Genomic DNA, 25,298 nt, shown 5'->3' with positions numbered 1-25,298 from the left:
GATTCCCCCGGCACCCGCTCCGCCCATTTCGGGCGCCATGTCTGCATGTTTCGAATGTTCATGCAAATGGACAAGCGCTGGCTCACATTCCCGTCAGATCGCTCATCAGGCCCGACGCAACCGACAGCCGCGACACGGTGATGTCGCCGCCTTCCGTCAGCGCCTGTAGCCGATCGCGGATGCGCGCCACCCGCTCGCCGCCGGCTTCGAGCCAGGCCGCCACCGGATCGGCCGCCTTGGACTGGCCGGTGAGCGCGGCGACCGCGATACCGCGCCGTGCCGCGCCGATCGTGTCGGTGGCGCGGGACAGAGCGAGTTGATCATAATAGTCCGAAGGCGTGATCGAGCGCGCCGCATCCTCGACGCGCGGGATGCGGAAGGCGTCGCTGACGGCGAAGAACGCCCTGGCGGCCGCGACAATATCGGCACCGGCGGTGCGCGCCGTCAGCGCGATGTCGGGGATGAGCTCCGCCGCCTCGCTCATCGCCAGCTGCTCGGCCAGCTTCTCCGGCGCGCCAGCCTTGAACAGCCCGTGCCGCTTCTCCTCGATCCGCTCGCGGGAAAAAGCCGGCAGCAGCGATACCAGTTTGGGCTCCAGCGCCTTGCGCGCCTCCTGCAGTTCGGCGATGCGCTGGCCGAGCGGTGCCGTGCCGGCATCGTTCTTCAGATACCAGCCGCTGCTCATATAGATGAGCCGGCTCACCATCTGATAGAGATCGAGCTGCACCTGGCCGTCGATCTGGTTGTCGAGCGCGTCGATCTCGCGATAGAGCGCCGGCAGCGCAAAGCCATCGCGCACCACGGCGAAGGTGCGCACCACATCGGCGGCGGTGCGCCCCGTCGCTTCCTGCAGCCGGTTGACGAAGGACGGCCCTCCGCGATTGACCAGGTCGTTGGCCACGACACGGGCGATGATCTCGCGGCGCAGCCGATGACCGTGGATCTCGGAAGCGTATTTCTTCGCCATCCGGTCCGGGAAATAGCCCATCAGATCGCGGTCGAAATGCGCATCGTCCGGCACGTCGCTGGCGACGATGTCGGAAAACAGCACGATCTTGGCATAGGCGAGCAGAACGCCAAGCTCGGCCCGGGTCAGCGGCTCGCCGCGTGCCTCGCGCTCGGCAAGGGCTACCGGCGACGGCAACGTCTCGACCACACGATCGAGCAGGCCGCGCGCCTCCAGCGCCGTCATGAAGCGGCTTTGATGCGCGATGTCGGCGAGACCGCGCTTGCGGGCGATCGAAAGCGCCAGCGTCTGCTGGTAGTTGTTGGACAGCACCAGGCCGCCGACCTCGTCGGTCATCTCGGCCAGCAGCTTGTTGCGCGCCGGACGTGTCAGCGATCCCTTGCGCATGGCGGACGCCAGCGCGATCTTGATGTTGACCTCGACGTCGGAGCAGTTGACGCCGCCCGAATTGTCGATGGCGTCGGAATTGCAGCGGCCGCCATTCATGCCGAACTCGATGCGTGCGCGCTGCGTCACACCGAGATTGGCGCCCTCGCCGATCACCTTGGCGCGCGCGTCGAGCGCGGTGATGCGGACGGCATCGTTGGCGCGGTCGCCGACCTCGGCATTCGTTTCGGTCGACGCCCTGAGATACGTGCCGATGCCGCCGAACCACAACAGGTCGACCGGCGCCTTGAGGATGGCGGTCATGATCTCGACCGGCGTGGCGGTCGTCTTGGCGAGGCCGATCGCGACCGCCGCGGCCACCGGCAAGGAGATCGACTTCTGGTTGCGCGAGACGATGACGCCGCCTTCCGACAGCTTGGTCTTGTCATAGTCCTGCCAGCTCGAACGCGGCAACGCGAACATGCGCTCGCGCTCGGCCATCGAGGCCGCCATGTCAGGATCCGGATCGATGAAGATGTCGCGATGGTCGAAGGCGGCGATCAGCCGCGTTTTCGGCGACAACAGCATGCCGTTGCCGAACACGTCGCCCGACATGTCACCGACACCGACAACAGAGAACGGCGAGGTTTGGACATCGCGGTTCATCTCGCGGAAATGCCGCTTGACCGCTTCCCAGGCGCCCTTGGCGGTGATGCCCATCTTCTTGTGGTCGTAGCCGGCCGAACCGCCGCTGGCGAAGGCATCGTCGAGCCAGAAGCCGTGCTTCTCCGAGATGGCGTTGGCGGTGTCGGAGAAGGTCGCCGTGCCCTTGTCGGCGGCGACGACGAAATAAGGATCGTCCTGGTCGCGGCGCACTACGCCGGCCGGCGGAATGACGCCGTCCAGGCCGATATTGTCGGTGATCGACAGCAGGCTGGAGACAAAGTTCTTGTAAGCCGAGGTGCCGGCCTCGAAAATGGCGTCGCGGCCGGCGCTCATCGGCAGCTTCTTGGGATAGAAGCCGCCTTTGGCGCCGACAGGCACGATGACGGCATTCTTGACCTGTTGCGCCTTGACCAGGCCGAGCACTTCGGTGCGGTAGTCCTGGGCGCGGTCCGACCAGCGCAAGCCGCCACGCGCCACCGGGCCGAAGCGCAGATGCAGGCCTTCGACCTCGGAGCCGTAGACGAAGATTTCCCGCCATGGCCGCGGCGCCGGCAATCCCTCGACCGCCTGCGATTCGAGCTTGATCGCCAGCGACTGGCCTTTCTCTTTCGTATCGGCAACGAAATGATTGGTGCGCAGCGAGGCTTCGATCAGATTTAAATAGCGGCGGATGATGGTGTCGTCGTCGATGTTGGGCACATCTTCCAGCGCATCCCTGATCTTGGCCTTGAGGTGCTTGGCCGCCACCACGCCTTCCGTTTCCGCCGTCGGGCCGAGCCGCGCGATGAACAGGTCATGCAGGCCGCGCGCGATCTCGGGATAGCGGTTGAGCGCCGCGGCAATGAAATCCTGGCTCTGCGGAATGCCGACCTGCTGCAAATAGCGGCCATAGGCGCGCAGGATCGTGATCTCGCCCGACCACAGGCCGGCGGTCTGGGCAAGGCCATTATAGCCATCATTGTCGACATCGCCGCGCCATACCGACAGGAAAGCGTCCTCGAACAGCGCGCCGCCGTCGGCGAGGTCGATCGGCTTGCCGTAGCTGTTCTCCAGCTCCATGTCGTGGATGAAGACCAAGCCCGACTGGTCGTCGCCGACCTCGAAGGTGCGCTCACTGATGACACGGAAGCCGATGTTCTCCAGCACCGGAACGCGCCGCGACAACGCCACCGGGCTGCCATGGTGATAGATCTTCAGCGCCGCCTGGTGTGGCTTCTGCTCGGCATGGCGGTAATAGTCGATGGCGATCGGATTGCCGGCGCTGATCTTGGCGATACGCCCGGCGTCGGCCAGCGCCACCGCCGCGCTGAACGTATCCCGGTAGCTCTCCGGCAGCCGCGCGGCGATCGCTTTCAACGCCGGATCGCTGCCGCTGGCTTCCGCTGCGTCGGCAAGCGCATCTTCCCAGGTGCGCACGATGTCGCGGATCGCCGCCTCTATCGTCGCCTGCTCGACCTTCGGCGTCTTGCCGCCGGAGCGGCCGATGATGAAGTGAACGCGCGCCAGCCCGCCTTCGGGGAAGGCCGGGTAGTAGGCCGACAGCCGGCCCTCGAACACGGTTTTCAGATAGGCGCCGATCTTCTCGCGCACGACGCTGTCGTAGCGGTCGCGCGGCACGAAGACGAGGATCGAGACGAAACGGTCGAACTGGTCGGCGCGCACCAGCGCTCGCACGCGCGGCCGTTCGACCAGGCCGAGAATGGCAGCGGCATGCTTGCGCAGGATCGGAACCGGCACCTGGAACAGCTCGTCGCGCGGGTAGCTTTCCAGCACGTTGATCAGCGCCTTGCCGGAGTGGTCATGGCGGTCGAACCCGGACTTGGCGATGATGGTTTCGGCCTTGGACCTCAGATACGGGATCTTCATCACCGACCGCGTATAGGCGGTCGAGGTGAACAGGCCGACGATGCGCAGTTCGCCCGCCAGCGCACCCTTGGCGGTATAGGTCTTGACGCCGATGTAGTCGAGATAGATGCGCCGATGCACCAGCGACTTTGCATTCGCCTTGGTGACGATCAGCGGCTCCGGTCCGTGCAGGAAAGCACGGATTTCCGGCGTCGTCGTCACCGCCTCGGTCCCGCGCCTCAGCACCAGCACGTCCGGGTCGGTCAGGATGCCGAGGCCGGGCTTTTCGGCGCGTTCCAGATTGCCGCTTTCCTCGCCGCCGGTGTATTTGAATTCACGCATGCCGAGGAAGGTGAAGTTGTCGTCGCGCAGCCACTCCAGGAAGGCGATGGCCTCGGCGACGCTCTTCTTGTCGAGCGGCACCGCCGAATAGCGGAATTCGGAGATTGCCTGATCGAGCCGGGCCAGCATCGGCCGCCAGTCGTTGACCGCGGCGTGGACCTGTCCAAGCATCTTGCGCAGCCGCTCGGTCAAGCCATTTGCCTGTTCCGGCGTCAGCCGGGGAATGTGGACATGGATCACGCTCAGCCGGTCATGGCTTCCGTCATCCCTGGCGAAATTGCCGTCGCCGAGGATTTCGTCCACACCCGTCTTGCCATGGCGAACCGTGATCACCGGATGGGCGACCAGGGTCGGTTCACCTGATGTCTCTGTGACCTCGCCGAGGATGGAATCGAACAGGAACGGCATGTTGTCGTTGACGACCGTGATGACGGTCACCGGGCGGCCTTCGCGAACGACGCCCGAATCGGCTTCGACGGCGACGACGCACTCACCCTTTTTGTGAACGGCGACCGCCTGGCCGGCGAGATCGGCGGCACGTTCGAGGTCCGTCACGTCGTAGGCGGCGATATCCTCCGCCGGCGCGCGGGCGAGCAGGTAATCGGTGAGCCTGGCCGGTCTGTCCTCGATCTTCGCCGCAGGTGCCTTCTTCTTCGACTTGGCTGCGGACTTCACACTGGCCATGACGCTTCTTCCCTCCCGTCGCATGCTTTTGCGACTATGGTAGCAGATGACCGCTGTTTGGCGACAAAGGTTTGACGGCTTGCTAAGAATTATCGGAATTCGGCGGCAAGGCATCGCCTGACGAGGAGAAATGATCCATGACCGGCAAAATCACCGCGCTTGACCTGGCCTCGGGAGAGCTGAGCGAGCCGACAAAAGCCTATTTCGCCAAATGCGAGGAAAAGCTCGGGCTCGTCCCCAACGTGCTCAGGGCCTATGCCTTCGACGACAAGAAGCTGCGCGCCTTCACCGACATGTATAACGACCTGATGCTGGGCGAATCCGGCCTGTCGAAGCTGGAACGCGAGATGATCGCTGTCGCCGTCTCCTCCATCAACCACTGCTACTATTGCCTGACCGCCCATGGCGCTGCGGTGCGTCAGCTCTCGGGCGATCCCTTGCTCGGCGAGATGATGGTGATGAATTTCCGCGCGGCCGACCTTTCCCCGAAGCAAACGGCGATGCTCGAATTCGCCGTCAAGTTGACGCAAGAGCCGGCCAGGATCGTCGAGGCCGACCGCGCTGCATTGCGCCAGGCCGGCTTCAGTGATCGCGACATCTGGGACATCGCCTCGACCGCGGCCTTCTTCAACATGTCGAATCGTGTCGCGGCCGCGATCGACATGCGGCCGAACGACGAATATCACACCATGGCCCGATAGGGCCACGCGCGCTCCACCATCGGTCCTCGTTCTCATCAAGCGTTGACAGGCAGACACTGCCAGCTAGGTTTCCGGGGAACAAAATTTCCGAGGGGTGAAACTTCGTGCCCGAGGCTAACGCTTCGAGAATGGGAGCCCTCATGCTTGACCGAATTGCCAAACCCAGGATTGTTCTTTGCGCCCTGACCATGACGCTGGCGCTCGCATCCCCACCCGCCCATGCATTCGAGGCGGCGACAGCCTACCAGCCCATTTTCGAGACGGCGGCGGCCAAGACGGTAACGTTGACCGGCCACGACCTGATCATCGACCAGGTCATCGACATCGCCCGCAACGGCGCCAAGGTCGAACTCAGCCCGGAAGCGCTGCAGCGCTCGGCGGATGCCTACGGCCTGCTGCTCGAGGGTGCCGCCGAAGGTATCACGATCTACTGGTTCAACCGCGGCGCCGGCGACCAGCGCGAAACGGTGATCTTCTCCGGCGACCCGACGACGCCGGAAAACAGCAAGCTCCTCAAGGATCAGCAGCTCGCCCGCTTCAAGGGCGGGGTCAACAGAGGCTACGGGCCGGAGCTGCAGGAGGAGGCGCTCGTGCGCGCGATCATGGCGATCCGCGCCAACACCATGTCCTACGAAGCCGCCAGCCCGCAGTTGACGCATATGCTCCTCGAAATGCTGAACAAGCGGGTGACGCCGGTCGTGCAATCGCGCGGCACGCTCGGCGAAGGTGACCTCGCGACACTCGGCAATCGGCGCGGCCATGGTCGGCGAAGGCGAGGCCTACCTCAACGGCGTTCGCATGCCGGCCGCGCAGGCCCTCTCGCAGGCCGGCCTGAAGCCGCTCGAACCGTTCGCCGCCGACCAGGCCGCGCTGATCAGCAGCAATGCCTACGCGCAGGCACAGGCGGTGCTTTTGCTGGAGGACGCGCGAAAACTGCTGGAATGGACCGACCTCAGCTACGCCATGGGGCTGAACGGCATGAATTCCAGCGTGACGCCGATATCGGTGCCGGTGCAATCCATGCGGCCTTACCCCTGGCTGACATGGGATGCGGCGAGGATCATGGACATGATCAAGGGCAGCTATCTCTTCGATGAGGATGCGGCCCGCATCATCCAGGACCCGGAAAGCATGCGCGCCTCCAGCCAGCGCCAGGGCTCGGCCTGGCAGGCCTGGGCGGATCTGCGCCAATCCGTGCTGCTCTCCATCAACTCGTCGGATCACAATCCGGCCGTGCTGCCGGGCCTGACGCCGCAGAGCTCGCCCGAGCTGAGCACACCGCAATTCCTGAAATATTACATCAAGGGCGGACCGCTGAGTAACGGCAAGTCCGGCTATATCTTCTCCAACGCCAACTGGGATCCCTATCCCATGGCCAATCAGGTCGAGGCTTTCACCATCTCTCTCACCAATCTTGGCGTCGCGGTGGCGCAGCGCATCGAGCGCTTCCGCAATCCCTTCTTCACCGTGGTCAAGCCGGTCGATGTGCTGAAGCCCGAAGAGCGCAAGGATATCCCGACCTTCGACGGCTATCTGCCGACCGATCTTTGGCAGGAACTGGCCGACCTCGGCACGCCGGTGACACCGAATGGCCAGGCCATCGTCGCCACCGTCGAGGACCTCGAAGCGCAGACCCGCATCAAAACGCAACGCGCCCGCGAAGCGGTCGATCTGTCGTTTCACCTGCTGGCTCAGGACCTGTTGACGGCAAGCTATTGGATGGAAATCCGCAAGGCGCAGAACCCGCAGCGGAAATTCGGTGAGGCGCCAACCGCGGCACTCGAGGCGCTGCGCCAGGTGATCCCCTGGCATCAGGCGGCATCGGAACGGCAAAAGCGGCCGCTCGGCATGGTCGCCTATGATTTCATGCAGGAGAACCCGGCCTCGAAATTCTATCCCGGCGGACCGCAGGCGCCGAAGAGTGCCGCATTTCCGACGGCCGGCGTTCTGCCCAAGTGATGAAGGCCGCCGCAAGGCGGGTATCCAGGATACCGATGCCCACCTTCAGGACGGTCGAGTAGCATATGGCGATCACATCGCGGAGACGAATATTAGCGCTGGCGAATTTTCATTGCCTGCTGGTCATTTTGGCCCGATGATCGGCAGGCGGCATGACCGCATGTCGGTTCGATGCCGCTGATCAGGGAGGAGAGCATGGCAAAGTTTCTCTACATCTATCATGGCTCGGGCAAGATGCCGGCGAACGAAGCGGACCGCAAAGCAATGACCGACGCCTGGACAGGCTGGTTCGGAAAACTCGGCTCGGCCGTGGTCGAGCGCGGCAATCCTGTCGGCATGTCGAAGACGGTGCTGCCCGGCGGCAAGGTCGAGAACAATGGCGGCAGCAACCCGACCGGCGGCTATTCGATCATCGAGGCGAAGGACATCGATGATGCGGCCAGCAAGGCCAGGGAGTGTCCGATCCTGATGGAGCCGAACTGCAACGTCGAGATCGCGCCGATCATCAACATGATGGGCTGACGCCTGCTTAGAGCAATTCCAGGAAAAGTGCGAAGCGGTTTTCCCCGGAGAAGCGCGTAGCGCTTTCCCTAAGGAATTGCGTTAAAAAAGAGCTAGAGTGGTTCGACGTTTCCATAAAACGGCGAACTGCCCTAGGACCGCGCCGCGATGGCCGCCGCGGCACCGGCCATTGTCGTGGCGCTGACGCGGTTGGCGATCTTCATGGCGCGCTTGCTCCTGAGCAGCTTGCGCGCCTGCGAGGCGGCAAGCACCCAGGCGAAATCGATTGCGATCAGCACCACCGCCATGGTCGCCGTCAGCTCGACCCAGCCGACGAGGCCGACCGAAGCGAGGTCTATGATGGTCGGCAACAGCGCCAGATAGAACATCATGATCTTGGGATTGCCGAGCGTGACGGCCATGCCGGCGAAGAACAGCTTGCCGGCCGAATCCTCGCGCGGCATCTCGCCTTCCTTGGCGTCGACGGGCGCCGTCCACATCTTCCAGGCGAGGTAGGCGAGATAGGCGACGCCAACCCATTTCACCACGACGAAAGCGAGATGGAAGGTCTGCGCCACCACCGCCAGCCCGAACACAGCCAGCGACAGCCAGATGCCTTCGCCGATCCACATGGCAAGCAGGAACGGAAACACATCGCGAAACCCTTTCGAGATGACGCGCGCGACGAGCGCCGCGATCGACGGACCGGGCGAACCGGCGGCCACGAACAAGGCGGCGGCGAAGATCAGCAGTGAGGCGAGGTGCATGGCGAAGGTCTCTGCGTTGGGGCTCGATCAGCCACAATAACCCGACAGCTGCGGCTCTGGCAAAGGCAAGACAATATGGGCCGTGGGCGCTGACCTGCCGCGTGCTCGCGGAGCCCTTGCAGACCCGGCGTCACGCCGCTAGAAGGGCCGCCGCGAAACAATTTCGAGCCTCACTTTGCCTCAGTAACCGCCGGTCTCGTCAAACTCCCCCGACACACCTGCATGGCGCCGCATCAGCAGTGCCTGTTTCGTTTTCATGTGTTCTTCTGGGCGGCGGTTCGAGACCGGTTTGGCACTGCTGAACCGCTGTCGCACGCTTTTTGCAAGCGACACCTGTATTCACATTCTCCGCAGCCACCCGCCACGCCGCGCCCGCATGGGCATCTCGACATCGCCGACCGGATGAACTTCCCGACGGGAAGGACTTACCGGCATGTCTTCGGCCCTGCGCATCCACTGGACGATCGCGCCTGAAATCGCACCACGCCCCCTGATCAACTGCAATCGCTGCGGCTGCGTGAAAGCCTATCGCTGCAGCGGGAAATTCCGCGTCAACGCCAACGGCAAGCGCATCGACGTGTGGCTGATCTATCGTTGCGTCGATTGCGACAATTCCTGGAATTTCGGTATTTTCGAGCGCTGCAACCGCCGCGACATCGCGCCGGCGCTGCTCGCGGCACTCGAAAGCAATGATCCGGCACTGGTCCGGAGCCATGCCTTCGACATCGTTGCCCTGCGCAAACAGGTGGGACGCGTCGAGGAGTTCCCTGACGCCGCCGTGCGCAAGCAGGTGATCGGCGAGATGAAGGAAGACGCGACGGCGCTGGAACTCCGGCTCGGTCTGGAAATGCCGGTATCGCTGAGGCTCGACCGGCTGCTTGCCAACGAACTTCGCATCTCGCGGTCGCGGCTTCAGGCGCTGGACGAACGGAGGTTGCTGACCGTCGGGCCGGATGGAGCAAAGGCCCTGCGCAAACCGGCCCGAGAGGGAGCGACAATCCGCATCCATCTCGCCGGCGAGCCCGACCGTCGGACCATCATCTCGGCTGCTGGTGGATGAACGAAAAAGGGCGGAGCACAGGTGCTCCGCCCTCTCAGTTGTCGAAAAAGGAAAACCTTACGCCGCGCCGACCGCCTTGGACGACTTCTCGAAACGCTTACGCTCGTTCGGGTCGAGATAGAGCTTGCGCAGGCGGATGGTCTTCGGCGTCACCTCGACCAGCTCGTCGTCCTGGATCCAGGCCAATGCGCGCTCCAGCGTCATGCGGATCGGCGGGGTGAGCTTGACCGCTTCATCCTTGCCGGCGGCGCGGATGTTGGTCAGTTTCTTGCCCTTCAGCACGTTCACTTCGAGATCGTTGTCCCGGCTGTGGATGCCGATGATCATGCCCTGATAGACCTTGACGCCCGGATCGATGACCATCGGGCCACGGTCTTCCAGGTTCCACATGGCATAGGCGACCGACTCGCCCTGCTCGTTGGAGATCAGCACGCCGTTGGTGCGGCCGGGCAATTCGCCCTTGTAGGGTTCATAGGCATGGAACAGCCGGTTCATCACGGCGGTGCCACGCGTATCGGTCAAAAGTTCCGACTGGTAGCCGATCAGGCCGCGCGTCGGCGCGTGGAAGACGATACGCTGGCGGTTGCCGCCCGACGGGCGCAGTTCGACCATTTCGGCCTTGCGTTCCGACATCTTCTGCACGACGACGCCGGCATGCTCCTCGTCGACGTCGATCACGACTTCCTCGACCGGCTCCAGCAATTCGCCATTCTCGCCCTTCTGCATGACGACGCGCGGACGCGAGACGGCGATTTCAAAGCCTTCGCGGCGCATCGTCTCTATCAGCACGGCGAGCTGCAATTCGCCACGTCCGGAGACGAAGAACGAATCCTTGTCGGGCGATTCCTCGATCTTGAGCGCGACATTGCCTTCGGCTTCCCGAAGCAACCGGTCGCGAATGACGCGGCTGGTCACCTTGTCGCCTTCGGTGCCGGCCAGCGGGCTGTCGTTGACGAGGAAGGACATGGTCACGGTCGGTGGATCGATCGGCTGTGCATGCAGCGCCTCGGTCACCGCCAGGTCGCAGAACGTGTCGGCGACGGTTCCCTTGGACAGGCCGGCAATGGCGACGATGTCACCCGCCTGCGCTTCTTCGATCGGCTGGCGCTCGAGGCCACGGAAAGCGAGGATCTTGGAGATGCGGCCGGTTTCGATCTGGGTGCCGTCATTGTGCAGCACCTTGACGGCCTGGTTGGACTTCAGCGTGCCGCTCTCGATGCGGCCGGTGATGATGCGTCCGAGGAACGGATTGGCTTCCAGGATGGTGCCGATCATGCGGAACGGACCGGGATGGACGGTCGGCGCCGGCACATGCTTGATGACGAGGTCGAACAACGGCGCGAGCTGCTGGTCCTTGGGCCCTTCCGGGTTTTCCGACACCCAGCCGTCGCGGCCCGAACCATAGAGGATCGGGAAGTCGAGCTGCTCGTCGGTGGCGTCGAGCGCGGCGAACAGGTCGAACACCTCGTTGACCACCTCGACATGGCGCGCGTCGGGACGGTCGATCTTGTTGATGACGACGATCGGCTTCAAGCCGACCTTGAGCGCCTTGCCGACGACGAACTTGGTCTGCGGCATCGGCCCTTCGGCGGCGTCAACCAGCACGATGGCCGAATCCACCATCGACAGGATGCGCTCGACCTCGCCGCCGAAATCGGCGTGGCCGGGGGTATCGACGATGTTGATGCGGGTGTCCTTCCAGTCGACCGAGGTCGCCTTGGCCAGGATGGTGATGCCGCGTTCCTTTTCGAGATCGTTGGAATCCATGGCGCGCTCGGCGACGCGCTGGTTGTCGCGGAAGGAGCCGGACTGTTTCAAAAGCTGATCGACCAGGGTGGTCTTTCCATGGTCGACGTGCGCGATGATCGCGATATTACGGAGGTTCATGATTCTGGTCTCGGAAGCGTTGCAGGCAGCAGGCCAAGGGCGCTGCCTCTTTCGGTTGCGCGGCTCATACAAGGTTTTTCGCAGTTGCGAAAGGGGACGCGCGACACCAAATACTCATCAAATCTTAAGCATCTGCGTGTGAAATGATTTTGTTAACCAAGGCGGGAACCTTTTAAGGCCCCGGGCAGTTCGAACGTCATGACCGATAAACTCAACCGATTTTGGCCGCTGATCGCGTCCGCTGCCTTTGCCGTCCTGCTTGCGGCCAACGCCGCGCAGTCGGCCGCGACGCTGAAGGAAGCGCGGTCTGTCCTGCCTGATAATACGCCTTCCGCGCAGCAGGCCTTTGCCGACGCGCCCGACGGCGTCGACCCGGTGGTCACCGGCCCGGTCAGCGCCGCCTTCAAGCAGAGACAGGCCAGCGCCAACTGCGATGCGGCGGTTTGGCCCAACATTCCAATGGTCTGCTACCCCGACTGAGACGCCTCTCGCGCCATTTCTTACACGCTGAGGCGTGTTGAGATTCAGGTCAGGCCGAGTCGAAAATGGTGGATCCGAGAACCGGAGCGGAGCGTACTTTTGTACGTGAGCACCGGAAGCGCAGGAAGCCGCCGTTTGCAGGGCGGCCTCACCTGAATATCGACGCGCCTCAAGCCGCCTGCGGTTCCGGATCGAAGGCCGGCCGGCTGGTGTTGATCAGGAGCGAAATACAGGCCGCCGCGATTGCCGTCATGCCGGCAATCAGGAACGCCAGTTCGTAATTGCCTTGCAGTTCACGCATGGTGCCGCCGAAGGCGGCGGCGGTGGCGGCACCCACCTGGTGGCCGGCGACGATCCAGCCGAACACGATCGGCCCGCTGCGGTCGCCGAAGGCTTCGTTGGCCAGCCGCAGCGTCGGCGGCACTGTGGCGATCCAGTCGAGGCCGTAGAGCACGGCGAAGATGATCAGGCTGGTCGCCGAAAACCCGGAATAGGGCAGGTAAATCAGCGACAGGCCACGGATGCCATAGTAGACGCCGAGCAGCTTGCGCGGGTCGAAACGGTCGGTGAGCCAGCCTGACAGCGTGGTGCCGATCAGGTCGAAAATGCCCATCATCGACAGCAGGCCGGCGGCCTGCACCTCGCCAATGCCCATGTCGCCACAGAATGCGATCAGATGCGTGCCAACCAGCCCGTTGGTGGTGAAGCCGCAGACGAAGAAGGTGGCGAACAGGTACCAGAACACCCGCGTGCCGGCGGCGCGGCGCAACGTGTTGAGCGTATGCGCCAGAAAATTGCCTTGTGACGCGGGCGAAGTCGGCGGCACATCATCCGCCTCGGCGCCATAGCGCACCATGCCGATCGAAGCCGGGCGCTCCGGCACCAGCAGCCAGACCAGGGGGATCAGCGCAGCAGTGGCGATCGCGACGGCGACGACAACGGGCTGCCAGCCGCCGGCTTGCGCCAGCGAGGCGATCAGCGGCAGGAAGACCAGCATGCCGGTGGCGCTGGAGGCCGACATCAGCCCCATCACAAGGCCGCGATTGGTCTTGAACCAGCGGTTGACGATGGTGGCGCCGAGCACGCTGGCGACGGCGCCGGATCCGATGCCGGAAAAAACGCCCCAGGTGATGAACAGATGCCATGGCTCGGTCATCAGCAGGCTGAGCGTGGTCGAACCTGACATCACCACCAGCGATGCAAGCAGCGTGCGGCGCAGTCCGATGCGCTCCATCAGCGCTGCTGCGAACGGACCGGTTAGCCCATAGAGCAGGATGCCGACGCCCGCGGCCAGCGAAACGACGTCGCGTCGCCAGCCGAAACTGTTTTCCAGCGGCAGCATCATGACGGCAGGCGCCGAGCGCAGGCCGGCGGCGATCAGCAGGCAAAGGAAGATGACCCCAACCACGACGAAAGCGTAGCGCTGGCCAAATGGACGGGATTGAGCTATCATGTTACTGACCGGTACGTTGCAAGGTGGGAGTATGTATCGTACCGATCGGTAACATTGTCAATCGAGTCCCATGATGCCAAGCGACAAAAATATTGAACTGACCATCAGAGACGGTCATGCTTCCGCGCCACCCAAGGCCGCCAAGAAGATCCTCGACGTGGCCTATGACCTGTTCTACCGGCGAGGTATCAGGGCGATCGGCGTCGACGAAATCGTCAAGCGCGCCGGCGTCACCAAGCCCAGCCTCTATCGCAGCTTTCCTTCCAAGGACGAGCTGGCCGCCTCCTACCTCAGGCAATACGATCTTGAATACTGGGAGCGTTTCGATGAGGCCGTTGCCGCCTATCCCGGCGACCCGCGCGCGCAGATCAAGGCTTTCCTGACCCGCATCGGCAAGCGAACGCAAGTGGCGGACTATCGTGGCTGCGGCATGACGAATGCGGCGGTCGAATATCCCGACCACAGCCATCCGGCTCGCGTCGTCAGCGAGGCCAACAAGCAGGAATTGCGCCGCCGCCTGCGCGCCATGGCGGCTGCGATGGGCGCGCAAGACCCTGACACGCTGGGCGACGGGCTGCTGCTCCTGATCGAAGGCGCCTATATCAGCGGCCAGCTCTTCGGTCTCGGCGGACCGGCGCAGTCGGTTGCCCGCAACGCCGACCTGCTGATCGAAGCGAGCTTGAAGAAATAGCGATTGGCGATACGCTGGGGCGACCTCCAACGGAGATCTCCGCGATGCGCAGCCTGTTGATCCCGCTCACCTTCGCCGGCCTCTGCCAGGCGGCACAAGCCGGCGAGATATCCAGCGCCTACACCGACCTCGACTGGAAGAAGGACTGCGTGACCTATGCGCAGGCCGAGCAGGGCGACGGCGACTGGGCCGACCTCGCCTGCTCCGGTTATCGCGGCTATTCCGTGCTGATCGGATATGACGACGCCCGCGAATCGCTGTTCTACGGCTTTCCGCCCGGCGGCGACATGACGTCCGCCTGGGAAAGTTTTTCGGCCTTGAATTCGTCTGGGGCCAAGGTCGAGTGGCGCATCGAAACCAATGGCGACAAAGCCGTGCCATTCGCGGTCATCCACCGCCGCTCGATCAGCGATCCCGAGGACGAGACCAAGAAGACCGAGGTGCTGCTCGTCGCCAAGGTCGCCCAGATGGACGCCCGTGACGGCTGCACCGTCGGCCTGGTGCTGGCCACCGGCAACCTCACCGCCAACGACCAGGCGCGCAAGATCGCCGACGAGAAGGCGAAAGGCTTCGCCTGTGGCAAGGACAAGCGCGTGGTGGTCGGCAACGTGCCGGCTTTCGGCCGGGTCGATAACTGAGGACGTCGCCGAAGCGCCGCTTCGCGGCTGCTCCGCCCCGGCATGACGAAGTCGGGTACCTACTTGCTCGCCTTCGCCCGGTCGATCGCGTCCATGATCATCTTCTTGGCATATTTGGAATCGTGCCAGCCCTCGATCTTGACCCATTTGCCGGGCTCGAGATCCTTGTAGTGCTCGAAAAAGTGCTGCACCTGCTGGCGCGTGATGTCGGGCAGCTGCGTGTATTCGGTGACGTTCTCGTATCGCAGTGTCAGCTTCGGCGACGGCACCGCGATGATCTTCTCGTCCTGGCCGGCATTGTCTTCCATGATCAGCACGCCGATAGGCCGCACGTTGATGACGCAGCCCGGCACCAAAGCGCGCGTGTTGCAGACCAGCACGTCGATCGGGTCGCCGTCGCCTGACAGCGTGTGCGGCACGAAGCCGTAATTGCCGGGATAGCGCATCGAGGTGTGCAGGAAGCGGTCGACGAACAGCGTGCCGGCCTCCTTGTCCATCTCGTACTTGATCGGCTCGCCGCCGATCGGCACCTCGATGATGACGTTGACGTCGTCAGGCGGATTCTTTCCAGTGGCTATGGCTTCGATGCGCATGGCTTTTGTCCCTCTCTCGATTGGCAGGAGATAGCGGGCGGCGCAAAATGGTGCAATGCGGCGAATGGTGCTTAGATGCATCCGGAGAGACGCGATGGCGCTCCACGCGTTCAATCATCGGCACAAGATGTTTCAGCGCCGTGATTTTGCGTGAGTCGGGGACTTCGCCTTCCGATTATTCCCCGGCGGTCACTCCCAGACGAAGGCGACCTTCTTGAGCGCCTTCTGCTCGAAAATCTCGACGCCTTCGGCGATGTCGCGGCCGCCGGCCCCGGCATAGAAGGCAAGCGCGTTCTGGTTGTCTTCCAGCGCCCACACCACCATGCCTTTCAGCCCGTGGTCGGCGAGACGTGCCTTGGCCGCCGAAAACAGCCGCCTGCCAAGCCCGATGCCCTGATACTCCGGGCGCAGGTACAATTCGTAGATCTCGCCCTGCTGCTTGAGTTCCTTGGCGCGGTTCTTGCCGATCGTCGCATAGCCGGCGATCTTGCCGCCGATCTCGACGACCAGCACGGTGGCCGCGCGGCGGATGGCATTCGCCCACCAGTCGGCGCCACGGCGGTTGATCATCGATGTCAGCGTACGGTGCGGAATGATGCCGGAATAGGCGCCCCGCCAGGCTTCCAGATGCACCTCGGCAATGGCGCCGGCATCGCGCGGGTCTGCCTTCCGAATGTCGATCGTCAGCGTATTCATGATTTGTTAACCATAAACCCGCATTGCCCGATTGCAAGAGTCCTGGCGGCCGATGGTGCGCTTTCGCACAGACGATCCATGACGCTGGTGACATCCAGCAAAGCCTGTCAGGAATCCGGCTGAGGAGCGTTTGCGGGCGAGCTTTCAGATCTCGACCAGATGGTCGTCCAGCTCGTTGGTATCGCCTTGCGTGACCGGGAAGTGCTCGGCCAGCACCGCCCCCACCTGCTCGATTGCCGTGACGAAGCCGTCGGCGAGCCGGTCGTCGCCGGCATGCGCGGTGAGATCGCGCACCACTCCGTCCCAGACATGCTGGCCGACCTTGGCGTCGACGCCTGAATCGGCGACCACCTCGGCATAGCGTTCGGCGATCGAGACGAAGATCAGCACGCCCGTGCGCGCTGTGGTGCGGTGGACGTTGCGGGCGAGGAACTGCTTGACCGCATTGGCATGCGCGGCCAGATAGCGCAGCCGACGCGGCACCATATGGATGCGCAGGCCGGGCAGCGTCCACAGCAGGGCAAGCACGCAGGCCAGCGCCAGCAACTCAGCGATGACGAAATGAGGCAGGCGGATGGTGAGCCACCAGGCCTCCAGCCCATAGGCGACCACAAGGCTGACGACCAGCATGCCGAGCGTCGCCATCAAGGCCGCAGGGGCGAAATAGCCATCGCTGGCATGCGCCACGACGCAATAGATTTCGCCGTCGGTCCTGGATTCCGCCGAGCGGATCGCAGCGGCGATCCGCTCATGATCCTGTGGGCTGATTGGTCGTGTTGCCATGATCTTGTCTCACCAGCTTCCTGAAGAACCGCCACCGCCGGACGAGCCGCCGCCACCCGAAAACCCGCCGCCGCCGCTGCTTGACCCCGAAGACCACCCGCCGCCAGAACTGCCCGAGGACCAGCCGCCGCCCGACCCCGTCGTCCAACCGCTGCTGCGCGTGGATCCGCCCGCTCCCTGGCCATAACGAAACGTCATGCCCAGCCATCTATACACGCCCGGCGACAGCTTCGTGCCGAACATCGGCGGCAGGAATGCCATTGCCAGGCCGCCGAAGAACATCGTCGCCCACAGGATCAGGAACACGGCGACGACCGGGTCCATGGGAGTGCTGCTGTCGGCGGGATTGCGCTTGCCGCGCGCCTCCAGCTCCTCCGGATTGCCTTCCAGCACCATGACCATGTCGTCAACGGCCTTCGAGATGCCGCCGGAGAAATCGCCGGCACGGAAGGCCGGCACCATGTCTTTCTCGATGATCAGCTTGGTGTGCAGATCGGTCAGCGTGCCTTCCAGCCCATAGCCGACCTCGATGCGCATCTTGCGGTCGTTTGGCGCGACCAGAAGCAGGACGCCGTTGTTCTCCTTGGCCTGCCCCAGTTTCCAGAAGCGGAACAGCCGGTTGGCGTAAGGTTCGATCTCCTCGCCGTCGAGGCTGGGGATGGTGGCGACGACGATCTGGTCCGAGCCCTTGGTTTCGAAGTCCGCCAGCTTCTGCGTCAGCGCCGCCTTGGTCGCGGCATCGATGATGTCGGCATTGTCGACGACGCGGCCGCTCAGAACAGGCAGCTCGGCGGCGAAACCCGCGAAGCTGGACAGCAGTAGCGCCAGCACCATCAGGACAGCATGGATAGCCGGGATAAGGTGGCCGGACCTCAGCAGGCTGATGCTGCGCGTCGTCATGCCCTTACCAGCTTCCCGAGGAGCCGCCGCCGCCGGACGAACCGCCGCCGCCCGAAAAACCGCCACCGCCGCCACCCGAAGACCAGCCGCCGCCGGAACTTCCGGACGACCAGCCGCCCCCGGATGAGGACCTCCGATGCGGCTCGAAGGTCATGCCGAGCCAGCGATAGCGTCCGGGCCCAAGCTTCTGGCCGAAGATCGGCGGCAGGACCGAAGCCGCGATGCCGCCGAAGAAAATGATCGCCCAGATGCTGATGAAAATGGCGAAGAACAGGTCGTCGGAATTGAACGGGGCCTGCTCGTTGCGCTTGCCGCGCGCCTCCAGCTCCTCCGGATTGCCCTCCAGCACCATGATCATGTCGTCGACGGCCTTCGAGATGCCGCCGGAGAAATCGCCGGCGCGGAAGGCCGGCACCATGTCGTTCTCGATGATCAGCTTGGTGTGCAGGTCGGTCAGCGTGCCTTCAAGCCCATAGCCGACCTCGATGCGCATCCTGCGGTCATTGGGCGCGACCAGAAGCAGGACGCCGTTGTTTTCCCTGGCCTGGCCGAGCTTCCAAAAACGGAACAGCCGGTTGGCGTAGGGTTCGATCTCCTCGCCGTCGAGGCTGGGGATGGTGGCGACGACAATCTGGTCCGAGCCCTTGGTTTCGAAGTCCGCCAGCTTCTGCGTCAGCGCCGCCTTGGTCGCGGCATCGATGATGCCGGCATTGTCGACCACGCGGCCCGTGAGCGCCGGCAGATCGGCAGCGAAGGCGGTTAGGGGCAAGAGGAGGAAAAGGCAGAATAACGCGCCAAGAAAAGCCGGGTTGGCGTTCTGTCGCGCCCCCCTCTGTCCGGCAGGACCCCTTTCCCTCACGGGGGGAGATTGGATGTCATACAGGGTTTCGCCAATCGCCAGGGATTGAGAGTGGAAGCCGGCAAAGCGGCCAATCTCCCCCCTTGCGGGGGGTGAGGAGTGGTCCGCGAAGCGGACGGAAAGCCAATTGCTTGGCTTTCCGAATGACGAACGCCCGGAGCGACAGCGAAGGGCCGGGTCCGGCAGGACAGAGGGGGGTGTTTGCACGCCAGCGATCCGTCTTTTCGCGGAATTTATTTCGATGACAGTCGCCGTTCACCCGCCCTGCTTCGTGCCGAAATCGACCTTCGGCGGCTGCATCTTGTCTTCCTCTACGGTGAAGTTGGCGAAGGGCTCGCTGCCGCGGAACCAGAAGGTCGCCCACAGCACCGACGGGAACGTCTTCAGCGTCAGATTGTAGTCCCTGACGGCCTGGATGTAGTCGCGCCGCGCCACCGCGATGCGGTTCTCCGTGCCTTCGAGCTGCGCCTGCAGCGCCAGGAAATTCTGGTTGGCCTTGAGGTCGGGATAGGCCTCCGATACCGCGATCAGCCGCGAAAGTGCGCTGGTCAGCCCTGCCTGGGCATCCTGGAACTTCTTGAGCGCTTCCGGATCCTTCAGCGTTTCCGGCGTTACCGTGATCTGCGTCGCCTTGGCCCGCGCCTGGACAACAGCGTCGAGCGTGTCCTTTTCATGCGAGGCATAGCCTTTGACCGTCTCGACCAGATTGGGGATGAGGTCGGCGCGGCGCTGATACTGGTTCAACACCTCGCTCCATGCCGCCCTGGCGTTTTCTTCCGCCGTCGGGATCGTGTTGTAGCCGCAGCCGGCAAGCAGCGGCAGCACGATTGCCATCATCAGGAAGGTGGGCAGCGTGCGTAATGTCGATGGTCGAGCAAGGCGCTGGGCAAGCATGATGGGGTCCCTCGATAGAAGTTGCATCCGAAGCATTACCACAATCGGCCCGCAAGAAAACGGCCCCGACCTCTGCATCAGGCTCGGCATGGATCACCCCGCGCAAGGCCCTGTGATTGGCCGCGCGAACGCGATAAGGTTCCACCAAAACGGGACATCATCATGCCGGAAGGCCAGGACAGCGACAGGGAATCGCGCCGTATCCTCCAGCGCGTCGCGCAGGAGACCGATCCGGCCGGCAATTCTTTCGTGGCACGGACGGCAAAAGGCATGCACGACCACGTCTCCGCGGCCGATGCCGACCGCTCGGACCCGATCGAAGTCTGGGGTACGCGCGTTGGCAGGATACTCGGCCTGCTTCTGGCGCTGGGCTTGATGGTCTGGCTCGTGCTTTTCCTCACCCGGGGCAGCTAGGAATCAAAAACAATGAGCGCCGAAAGAACCGACGCGCCGCGCGCGGTCATCGTCATTTCCAGCCATGTCGCGCGTGGCTCGGTCGGCAACCGTGCCGCCGTGTTCGCGCTGGAGACACTGGGCTTTCCGGTCTGGGCGGTGCCGACAATCATCCTGCCATGGCATCCCGGCCATGGCCGCGCGACCCGCATCGTGCCGCCGCTCGACCAGTTCAAGGCGCTGATGGCCGATCTGGAGCGCGCGCCGTGGCTCGGTGAGGTCGGTGCCGTGCTGTCGGGCTATCTCGGCGAGGCCGGCCAGGCAGAGGCGGTCGCCTCTCTGGTCGCCGCTGTCAAGACGAGAACGCCCGACGCCGTCTATATCTGCGATCCGGTGATGGGTGATTCCGGTGGCCTCTATGTGCCCGAGCCCACCGCCGCCGTCATGCGCGACCGGCTGATGCCGATCGCCGACATCGCCACTCCGAACCGCTATGAGCTGGAATGGATGGCCGGCGCGCCGCTGCCCGACCTGAAATCGGTGATCTCGGCGGCACTCCATGCCGGACCGTCGACCATGCTGGTCACCTCGGCACCTTCGATGATCTCAGGCGGCACCGGCAATCTGCTGCTCGACGGCACCCAGGCGCTGCTCGCTGAACACCGCCTGATCGACAAGCCGCCGAACGGCCTGGGCGACCTGACCGCGGCGGTCTACCTGGCGCGCATCCTGTCCGGCCAGCCGGCGATCAAGGCGCTGCAGTCGACCACGGCGGCGGTCTACGAGATCCTGGCGCGCACGGCAAAACGCGGCGGCGACGAGTTGCAACTCGAGACCGATGCGCAGAGCCTGTCGCACCCGATGGCCATGGTCCAGCTGCGCCACCTCACGCATCCGGGGCGGGACCGCCGGGCGTGACCCCGGCCAAAGTCCTGCTCGTCGGCGCCGATGGCTACAAGGCCGGCTGGATCGCCGTGCTGCGCGAGCCCGGTTCGACACCTCGTAACCCCGACGCCGCGCCTTCGGTCGATGTCTTCCCCACCTTCGCCGCCTTGCTGGCGGCGATCCCCCACGACGCGATCGTCGCCGTCGACATGCCGATCGGCCTGCCCGAACTTTCCAGCAAAGGCGGGCGCGGACCGGAGGCGCAGGTGCGGCCGCTGCTCGGTGCGCGCCAGTCCAGCGTCTTTTCGATCCCGTCGCGCGCCGCGCTCTATGCCGACACCAGCGGCTTCACCACGACCGAAGCCTGGTACGCAGCACATCTCAGGGCAAGCGACGTGGCCAGGACGACATCGGACCCTCCGCGCGGCGTTTCCATCCAGGCCTTCGGCATCTTCTCGAAAATCCGCGAGATCGACGCGTTGCTGATCGCGCGGCCCGAGCTGCGCGGCCGTGTCTTCGAATCGCACCCGGAAGTCGCCTTCTGCCGCCTGAACGGCGATCGGGCCATGCTGTTGCCGAAGAAGATCAAGGGGAGCGTCAATCCAGCCGGCATGGCGGAACGCAAGGCGCTGCTTTGCCGGCACGGCTATGACATGGATTTCCTCGAGCAGCCGCCGCCACGTGGTGCGGCCGCCGATGATTTCCTCGATGCGGCGGCCATGATGCTGATCGCCGGCCGCATCGCCAGTGGCGAAGCAAAGCCGTTTCCCAATCCGCCGCTCGCTGACGGCTTTGGCATACCGGTCGCCATCTGGGCGTGACAAAGTCGGCGGGCGTCCCGCTTTGGCGCATGGCATTTATGGCCAGCTCCCGCAATTCTGCATTGCTCGCAGCGGGCTTTTGCCGTTAGAGCCTTTCCTCGACCGCAACGAGCTGCCGCCTCCAACCGGAAAGGCCTTAGCCGCCCATGCCTCATCTTCCCGACCACCTCCTCGCCGGCTACCGCAATTTCATGAACGGCCGCTACCTCACCGAGAGCGGCCGCTATCGCGAGCTCGCCCGCGAAGGCCAGGCGCCCGAGACCATGATCGTCGCCTGTTGCGATTCGCGCTCCGCGCCCGAGGCGATCTTCGACGCCGGCCCCGGCGAGCTTTTCGTGTTGCGCAATGTCGGCAATCTGGTGCCGCCTTACGAGCCGGACGGCGAGTTCCATTCGACCTCGGCGGCTCTCGAATTCGCCGTGCAGAGCCTCAAGGTCAAGAACATCGTCGTCATGGGCCACGGCCGCTGCGGCGGCATTCGCGCCGCGCTCGACCCCAATTCCGCGCCGCTGTCTCCTGGCGACTTCATCGGCAAATGGATGAGCCTAATCGCGCCGGCTGCCGAGACGGTGTCGGCCAGCACCTTCATGACGGCGACAGAGCGCCAGACGGCCCTCGAGCGCATCTCGGTCCGCTATTCCATCGCCAATCTCAGGACCTTTCCCTGCGTCTCGATCCTCGAGGGCAAGGGGCGGCTGTCGCTGCACGGAGCGTGGTTCGACATTTCGACCGGCGAGCTCTGGGTGATGAATAAGGAGACCGGCGATTTCGAGCGGCCGGTGCTGGAATGAACGGGGCCGCGCGACAGCTGACGGACGTCCGGCCGGTCGTCTTCACGGCAGCCGTATTGCTGTTGGCGATCATGGCCGCTCGCGCCGATGACCGCGCCATCATCAGCCGCTGGTATTCGGCGCTGCTGGTCGCCGATCGCACCGAACTGGCGGACCTGCTCGCCGACGACGTCCGCATCAAGCTCGACGACCTCGGCGTCGTCCAGAGCAAACAGGAATTCATCGCTTCGCTCGACGAATGGAAAGGTGCGGTTGCCGGTGCTGCTATCCGCCACCGCATCGAGAAGAGCGAAGGCGGGGTGACCACCGTGATCGCCTGCTACGATTTCCCCAACAATGACATGCTGATGCAGGAAACCTTCGCGGTGAGCGACAACCGCATCACCGCCAGCTCGCAAGCAGCGATCGCCGAAACCTGCGAGGGCTACTGAGGCGGAGCGGCCAACTGGTATATTGCGGGTCAGCAGGCAGCGTCCTACATCGGTGATACCCTCCTTCCTGACGCCAGCGAAAGACCCTCCATGCCCTCCACGAAAGTCGTCGATCTTGCCGCCCATCCGTTGACCGTGTGGCGAGGCCCGCTCGGTCTGCCCGATTTTGCCCATATTGGCGACGGTGATTTTTCCCCCGTCTTCGACGCCGCGCTGAAGGCGCATGAGGCGGAGATAGACGCGATCGCCACCAACAAGGAAGTGCCGACCATCGAGAACACGCTTGCCGCGCTGGAACTTGGCGGCGAGGCGCTCGATCATGTCTCGTCAATCTTCTGGTGCCGCGCCGGCGCTTATACCAACGAGACGATCCAGGCGCTGGAGCGCGACATTTCGCCGAAGATGTCGAGGCACTTCTCAGCGATCTCGATGAACGAGAAGCTGTTTGCCCGCATCGACGACCTCTACCAGCGCCGCGAAGCTCTGAAGCTCGATCCCGAGACGCTGCGCGTCCTGGAGAAGACCTGGAAAGGCTTCGTGCGTTCCGGCGCCAAACTCGACGCCGACGGCAAGATACGATTGGCCAAGATCAACGAGGAGCTGTCGTCGCTCGGCACGACTTTCGGTCAGAACGTGCTGGCCGACGAGCGCGACTGGGCGCTGTTCCTCGACGAGGCCGACCTCGCCGGCCTGCCGGATTTCGTGAAAAGTTCGATGGCCGAGGCCGCCGAGATGCGCGGCCGGAAGGGCCGCTACGCCGTCACCCTGTCGCGCTCGATCTACGAGCCGTTCACGACCTTCTCGGAACGCCGCGACCTGCGCGAGATCGCCTATCGCGCCTTCACCATGCGCGGCCAGAATGGCGGCGCGTCCGACAACACGACCGTGGTGCGCGACATGCTGAAGCTGCGCGCCGAAAAGGCGAAGCTGCTCGGCTACGCCTCCTTCGCCGCGCTCAAGCTCGACGACACCATGGCCAAGACGCCGATGGCGGTGCATGCGCTGCTCGACCCGGTCTGGGAAAAGGCGCTGGAAAAAGCCGCCGCCGACCAGAAGGAGCTGGAGCGGCTGGCGGCCGAGGCCGGCAGCAACGAAAAATTCGCTGCCTGGGACTGGCGTTTCTACCAGGAGAAGCTGCGCGCGGAAAAGTTCGCCTTCGACGAGGCCGAACTGAAACCCTTTCTGCAGCTCGACCGCATCATCGATGCCTGTTTCGACGTCGCGACGCGGTTGTTCGGCATCACCTTCCAGGAGAAGAAGGGCATCGCCGCCTGGCATCCGGACGCGCGTGTCTTCGCCGTGAAGAACGCCGACGGCAGCGAGCGCGGCCTGTTCCTGGCCGACTATTTCGCGCGGCCTTCAAAACGTTCCGGCGCCTGGATGAGCGCGCTGAAGTCCGGCTACAAGCTCGGGCATGGCTCGCAGCCGGTGATCTACAACATCATGAACTTCGCCAAACCGCCGGCGGGCGAACCGGCCCTGCTGTCGGTCGACGAGGCGAAGACCTTGTTCCACGAGTTTGGCCATGCGCTGCACGGCATGCTGACCGACGTTACCTGGCCGTCGGTGTCCGGCACCTCGGTCAGCCGCGACTTCGTTGAATTGCCCTCGCAGCTCTACGAGCACTGGCTGACGGTGCCGGCGGTGCTGGAAAAGCACGCGCTGCATGTCAAGACCGGCAAGCCGATGCCGCAGGCGCTGCTCGACAAGATGCTGGCCACGCGCACTTTCGGCGCCGGCTTCGCCACCGTCGAGTTCACCGCTTCTGCCTTGATCGACATGGCCTACCATGCACTGCCCGATGCACCGGAAGAGCCGCTTCGTTTCGAAGCCGAAACATTGGAAAAGCTCGACATGCCCGACACGATCGCGATGCGCCATCGCACCCCGCATTTCGGCCATGTCTTTGCGGGCGAAGGCTATTCGGCCGGCTATTATTCCTACATGTGGTCCGAGGTGCTCGACGCCGATGCCTTCGCCGCCTTCGAGCAAACAGGCGATCCCTTCAACCCGGCGCTGGCCGAGCGGCTGAGGAAGAACATCTATGCCGCCGGCGGCTCGAAGGACCCTGAGGAGCTTTACACGGCGTTTCGCGGCAAGATGCCTTCGCCGGAAGCAATGATGGTCAAGCGCGGATTGGTGTAGCGCCCTTTTCCTTCTCCCCTTGAGGGCCCGTTGCGCAATATTGCGGGAGGCTTGTTGTGAGGATTGAGGGCGGCCATTTTCGTTGCTTTGGAGGCTTTTC

At 63.9% G+C, this 25,298-nt stretch carries 24 protein-coding genes and 1 pseudogene; 15 read left to right on the top strand and 10 right to left on the bottom strand.

Going from position 1 to position 25,298, the window contains the following annotated elements; translation table 11 throughout:
• Positions 1-82: 82 nt before the first annotated feature.
• The gene (locus FJ434_RS17845; RefSeq protein WP_140750567.1) at positions 83-4,870 is read right to left on the bottom strand and encodes an NAD-glutamate dehydrogenase; all 4,788 of its coding nucleotides are present in this window, start codon (positions 4,868-4,870) and stop codon (positions 83-85) included.
• 137 nt (positions 4,871-5,007) lie between these two features.
• Here FJ434_RS17845 and FJ434_RS17840 point away from each other — a divergent pair, with 137 nt between their 5' ends.
• The 4 genes and pseudogenes from FJ434_RS17840 to FJ434_RS17830 all read left to right on the top strand — a co-directional run bounded on the left by FJ434_RS17840 (position 5,008) and on the right by FJ434_RS17830 (position 8,052).
• The gene (locus tag FJ434_RS17840) at positions 5,008-5,571 is read left to right on the top strand and encodes a peroxidase-related enzyme (RefSeq protein WP_140750569.1); all 564 of its coding nucleotides are present in this window, start codon (positions 5,008-5,010) and stop codon (positions 5,569-5,571) included.
• A gap of 128 nt (positions 5,572-5,699) precedes the next feature.
• Positions 5,700-6,257, top strand: a pseudogene (locus tag FJ434_RS30270) (aromatic amino acid lyase); the annotation flags it as partial.
• Between the two features lie 73 nt (positions 6,258-6,330).
• The gene (locus tag FJ434_RS30265) at positions 6,331-7,530 is read left to right on the top strand and encodes an aromatic amino acid ammonia-lyase (RefSeq protein ID WP_348640973.1); all 1,200 of its coding nucleotides are present in this window, start codon (positions 6,331-6,333) and stop codon (positions 7,528-7,530) included.
• A 195-nt stretch (positions 7,531-7,725) separates the two neighbouring features.
• Positions 7,726-8,052 (top strand): hypothetical protein, encoded by a 327-nt coding sequence (locus FJ434_RS17830; protein ID WP_027145156.1) that lies wholly within the window; start codon positions 7,726-7,728, stop codon positions 8,050-8,052.
• 131 nt (positions 8,053-8,183) lie between these two features.
• Here the strand turns inward: FJ434_RS17830 and FJ434_RS17825 are convergent, their stop codons facing one another.
• Positions 8,184-8,798, bottom strand: a complete 615-nt coding sequence (locus tag FJ434_RS17825; RefSeq protein WP_140503919.1) for a LysE family translocator — start codon at positions 8,796-8,798, stop codon at positions 8,184-8,186.
• Positions 8,799-9,020: 222 nt separating this feature from the next.
• On the opposite strand from FJ434_RS17825, the gene FJ434_RS29820 reads away from it, so the two are divergent.
• On the top strand, positions 9,021-9,272 hold the full coding sequence (locus tag FJ434_RS29820) for a hypothetical protein (RefSeq protein WP_140503921.1): 252 nt from the start codon (positions 9,021-9,023) through the stop codon (positions 9,270-9,272).
• Positions 9,232-9,858, top strand: coding sequence for a DUF1062 domain-containing protein (locus FJ434_RS17820; protein WP_140503922.1), 627 nt, complete (start codon positions 9,232-9,234; stop codon positions 9,856-9,858). The genes FJ434_RS29820 and FJ434_RS17820 overlap by 41 nt, the downstream gene beginning before the upstream one ends.
• 57 nt (positions 9,859-9,915) lie before the next feature.
• On the opposite strand, the gene typA is transcribed toward FJ434_RS17820, so the two are convergent.
• Entirely contained in the window at positions 9,916-11,745 is a 1,830-nt protein-coding gene (typA, locus tag FJ434_RS17815; protein WP_027145159.1) for a translational GTPase TypA, read from the bottom strand.
• A 198-nt stretch (positions 11,746-11,943) separates the two neighbouring features.
• On the opposite strand from typA, the gene FJ434_RS17810 reads away from it, so the two are divergent.
• The gene (locus FJ434_RS17810) at positions 11,944-12,225 is read left to right on the top strand and encodes a hypothetical protein (RefSeq protein ID WP_140503924.1); all 282 of its coding nucleotides are present in this window, start codon (positions 11,944-11,946) and stop codon (positions 12,223-12,225) included.
• A 169-nt stretch (positions 12,226-12,394) separates the two neighbouring features.
• On the opposite strand, the gene FJ434_RS17805 is transcribed toward FJ434_RS17810, so the two are convergent.
• The gene (locus FJ434_RS17805) at positions 12,395-13,678 is read right to left on the bottom strand and encodes an MFS transporter (RefSeq protein WP_181166020.1); all 1,284 of its coding nucleotides are present in this window, start codon (positions 13,676-13,678) and stop codon (positions 12,395-12,397) included.
• Positions 13,679-13,751: 73 nt separating this feature from the next.
• Between FJ434_RS17805 and FJ434_RS17800 the strand changes: the two genes are divergently transcribed.
• Positions 13,752-14,369, top strand: a complete 618-nt coding sequence (locus tag FJ434_RS17800; protein ID WP_140716697.1) for a TetR/AcrR family transcriptional regulator — start codon at positions 13,752-13,754, stop codon at positions 14,367-14,369.
• A gap of 44 nt (positions 14,370-14,413) precedes the next feature.
• On the top strand, positions 14,414-15,007 hold the full coding sequence (locus FJ434_RS17795; protein WP_140716699.1) for a hypothetical protein: 594 nt from the start codon (positions 14,414-14,416) through the stop codon (positions 15,005-15,007).
• Positions 15,008-15,066: 59 nt separating this feature from the next.
• On the opposite strand, the gene ppa is transcribed toward FJ434_RS17795, so the two are convergent.
• From ppa to FJ434_RS17765, 6 genes are all read right to left on the bottom strand, one after another.
• Entirely contained in the window at positions 15,067-15,600 is a 534-nt protein-coding gene (gene ppa / locus FJ434_RS17790) for an inorganic diphosphatase (protein WP_140503932.1), read from the bottom strand.
• A 189-nt stretch (positions 15,601-15,789) separates the two neighbouring features.
• Positions 15,790-16,296 (bottom strand): GNAT family N-acetyltransferase, encoded by a 507-nt coding sequence (locus FJ434_RS17785; protein ID WP_140503934.1) that lies wholly within the window; start codon positions 16,294-16,296, stop codon positions 15,790-15,792.
• A 144-nt stretch (positions 16,297-16,440) separates the two neighbouring features.
• Positions 16,441-17,079: a TPM domain-containing protein gene (locus FJ434_RS17780; protein ID WP_140750572.1), complete on the bottom strand. Its 639-nt coding sequence runs from the start codon at positions 17,077-17,079 to the stop codon at positions 16,441-16,443.
• A 9-nt stretch (positions 17,080-17,088) separates the two neighbouring features.
• Positions 17,089-17,979: a YgcG family protein gene (locus FJ434_RS17775; RefSeq protein ID WP_140750574.1), complete on the bottom strand. Its 891-nt coding sequence runs from the start codon at positions 17,977-17,979 to the stop codon at positions 17,089-17,091.
• Between the two features lie 4 nt (positions 17,980-17,983).
• On the bottom strand, positions 17,984-18,838 hold the full coding sequence (locus FJ434_RS17770) for a YgcG family protein (RefSeq protein ID WP_140750576.1): 855 nt from the start codon (positions 18,836-18,838) through the stop codon (positions 17,984-17,986).
• Between the two features lie 255 nt (positions 18,839-19,093).
• On the bottom strand, positions 19,094-19,732 hold the full coding sequence (locus tag FJ434_RS17765) for a LemA family protein (RefSeq protein WP_140750578.1): 639 nt from the start codon (positions 19,730-19,732) through the stop codon (positions 19,094-19,096).
• 162 nt (positions 19,733-19,894) lie between these two features.
• Here FJ434_RS17765 and FJ434_RS17760 point away from each other — a divergent pair, with 162 nt between their 5' ends.
• From FJ434_RS17760 to FJ434_RS17735, 6 genes are all read left to right on the top strand, one after another.
• Complete coding sequence (locus FJ434_RS17760; protein ID WP_140503944.1) at positions 19,895-20,146, top strand: hypothetical protein; 252 nt, start codon at positions 19,895-19,897, stop codon at positions 20,144-20,146.
• Positions 20,147-20,158: 12 nt separating this feature from the next.
• Positions 20,159-21,043 carry a pyridoxal kinase PdxY gene (gene pdxY, locus FJ434_RS17755; protein ID WP_140750580.1) on the top strand — a complete coding sequence of 295 codons (885 nt, stop codon included), beginning with the start codon at positions 20,159-20,161 and terminating at the stop codon, positions 21,041-21,043.
• On the top strand, positions 21,040-21,831 hold the full coding sequence (locus tag FJ434_RS17750) for a DUF429 domain-containing protein (RefSeq protein ID WP_140750582.1): 792 nt from the start codon (positions 21,040-21,042) through the stop codon (positions 21,829-21,831). The genes pdxY and FJ434_RS17750 overlap by 4 nt, the downstream gene beginning before the upstream one ends.
• Before the next feature lie 146 nt (positions 21,832-21,977).
• Complete coding sequence (locus FJ434_RS17745) at positions 21,978-22,622, top strand: carbonic anhydrase (RefSeq protein ID WP_027144539.1); 645 nt, start codon at positions 21,978-21,980, stop codon at positions 22,620-22,622.
• Entirely contained in the window at positions 22,619-23,053 is a 435-nt protein-coding gene (locus tag FJ434_RS17740) for a nuclear transport factor 2 family protein (protein ID WP_027144540.1), read from the top strand. The genes FJ434_RS17745 and FJ434_RS17740 overlap by 4 nt, the downstream gene beginning before the upstream one ends.
• Positions 23,054-23,143: 90 nt before the next feature.
• On the top strand, positions 23,144-25,198 hold the full coding sequence (locus FJ434_RS17735) for a M3 family metallopeptidase (RefSeq protein ID WP_140750584.1): 2,055 nt from the start codon (positions 23,144-23,146) through the stop codon (positions 25,196-25,198).
• Positions 25,199-25,298 lie beyond the last annotated feature (100 nt).

This window comes from Mesorhizobium sp. B2-5-13 (genome assembly GCF_006440535.1).
In the GTDB taxonomy this organism is placed as follows: domain Bacteria; phylum Pseudomonadota; class Alphaproteobacteria; order Rhizobiales; family Rhizobiaceae; genus Mesorhizobium; species Mesorhizobium salmacidum.
This window is presented reverse-complemented; position numbering and strand designations above follow the sequence as displayed.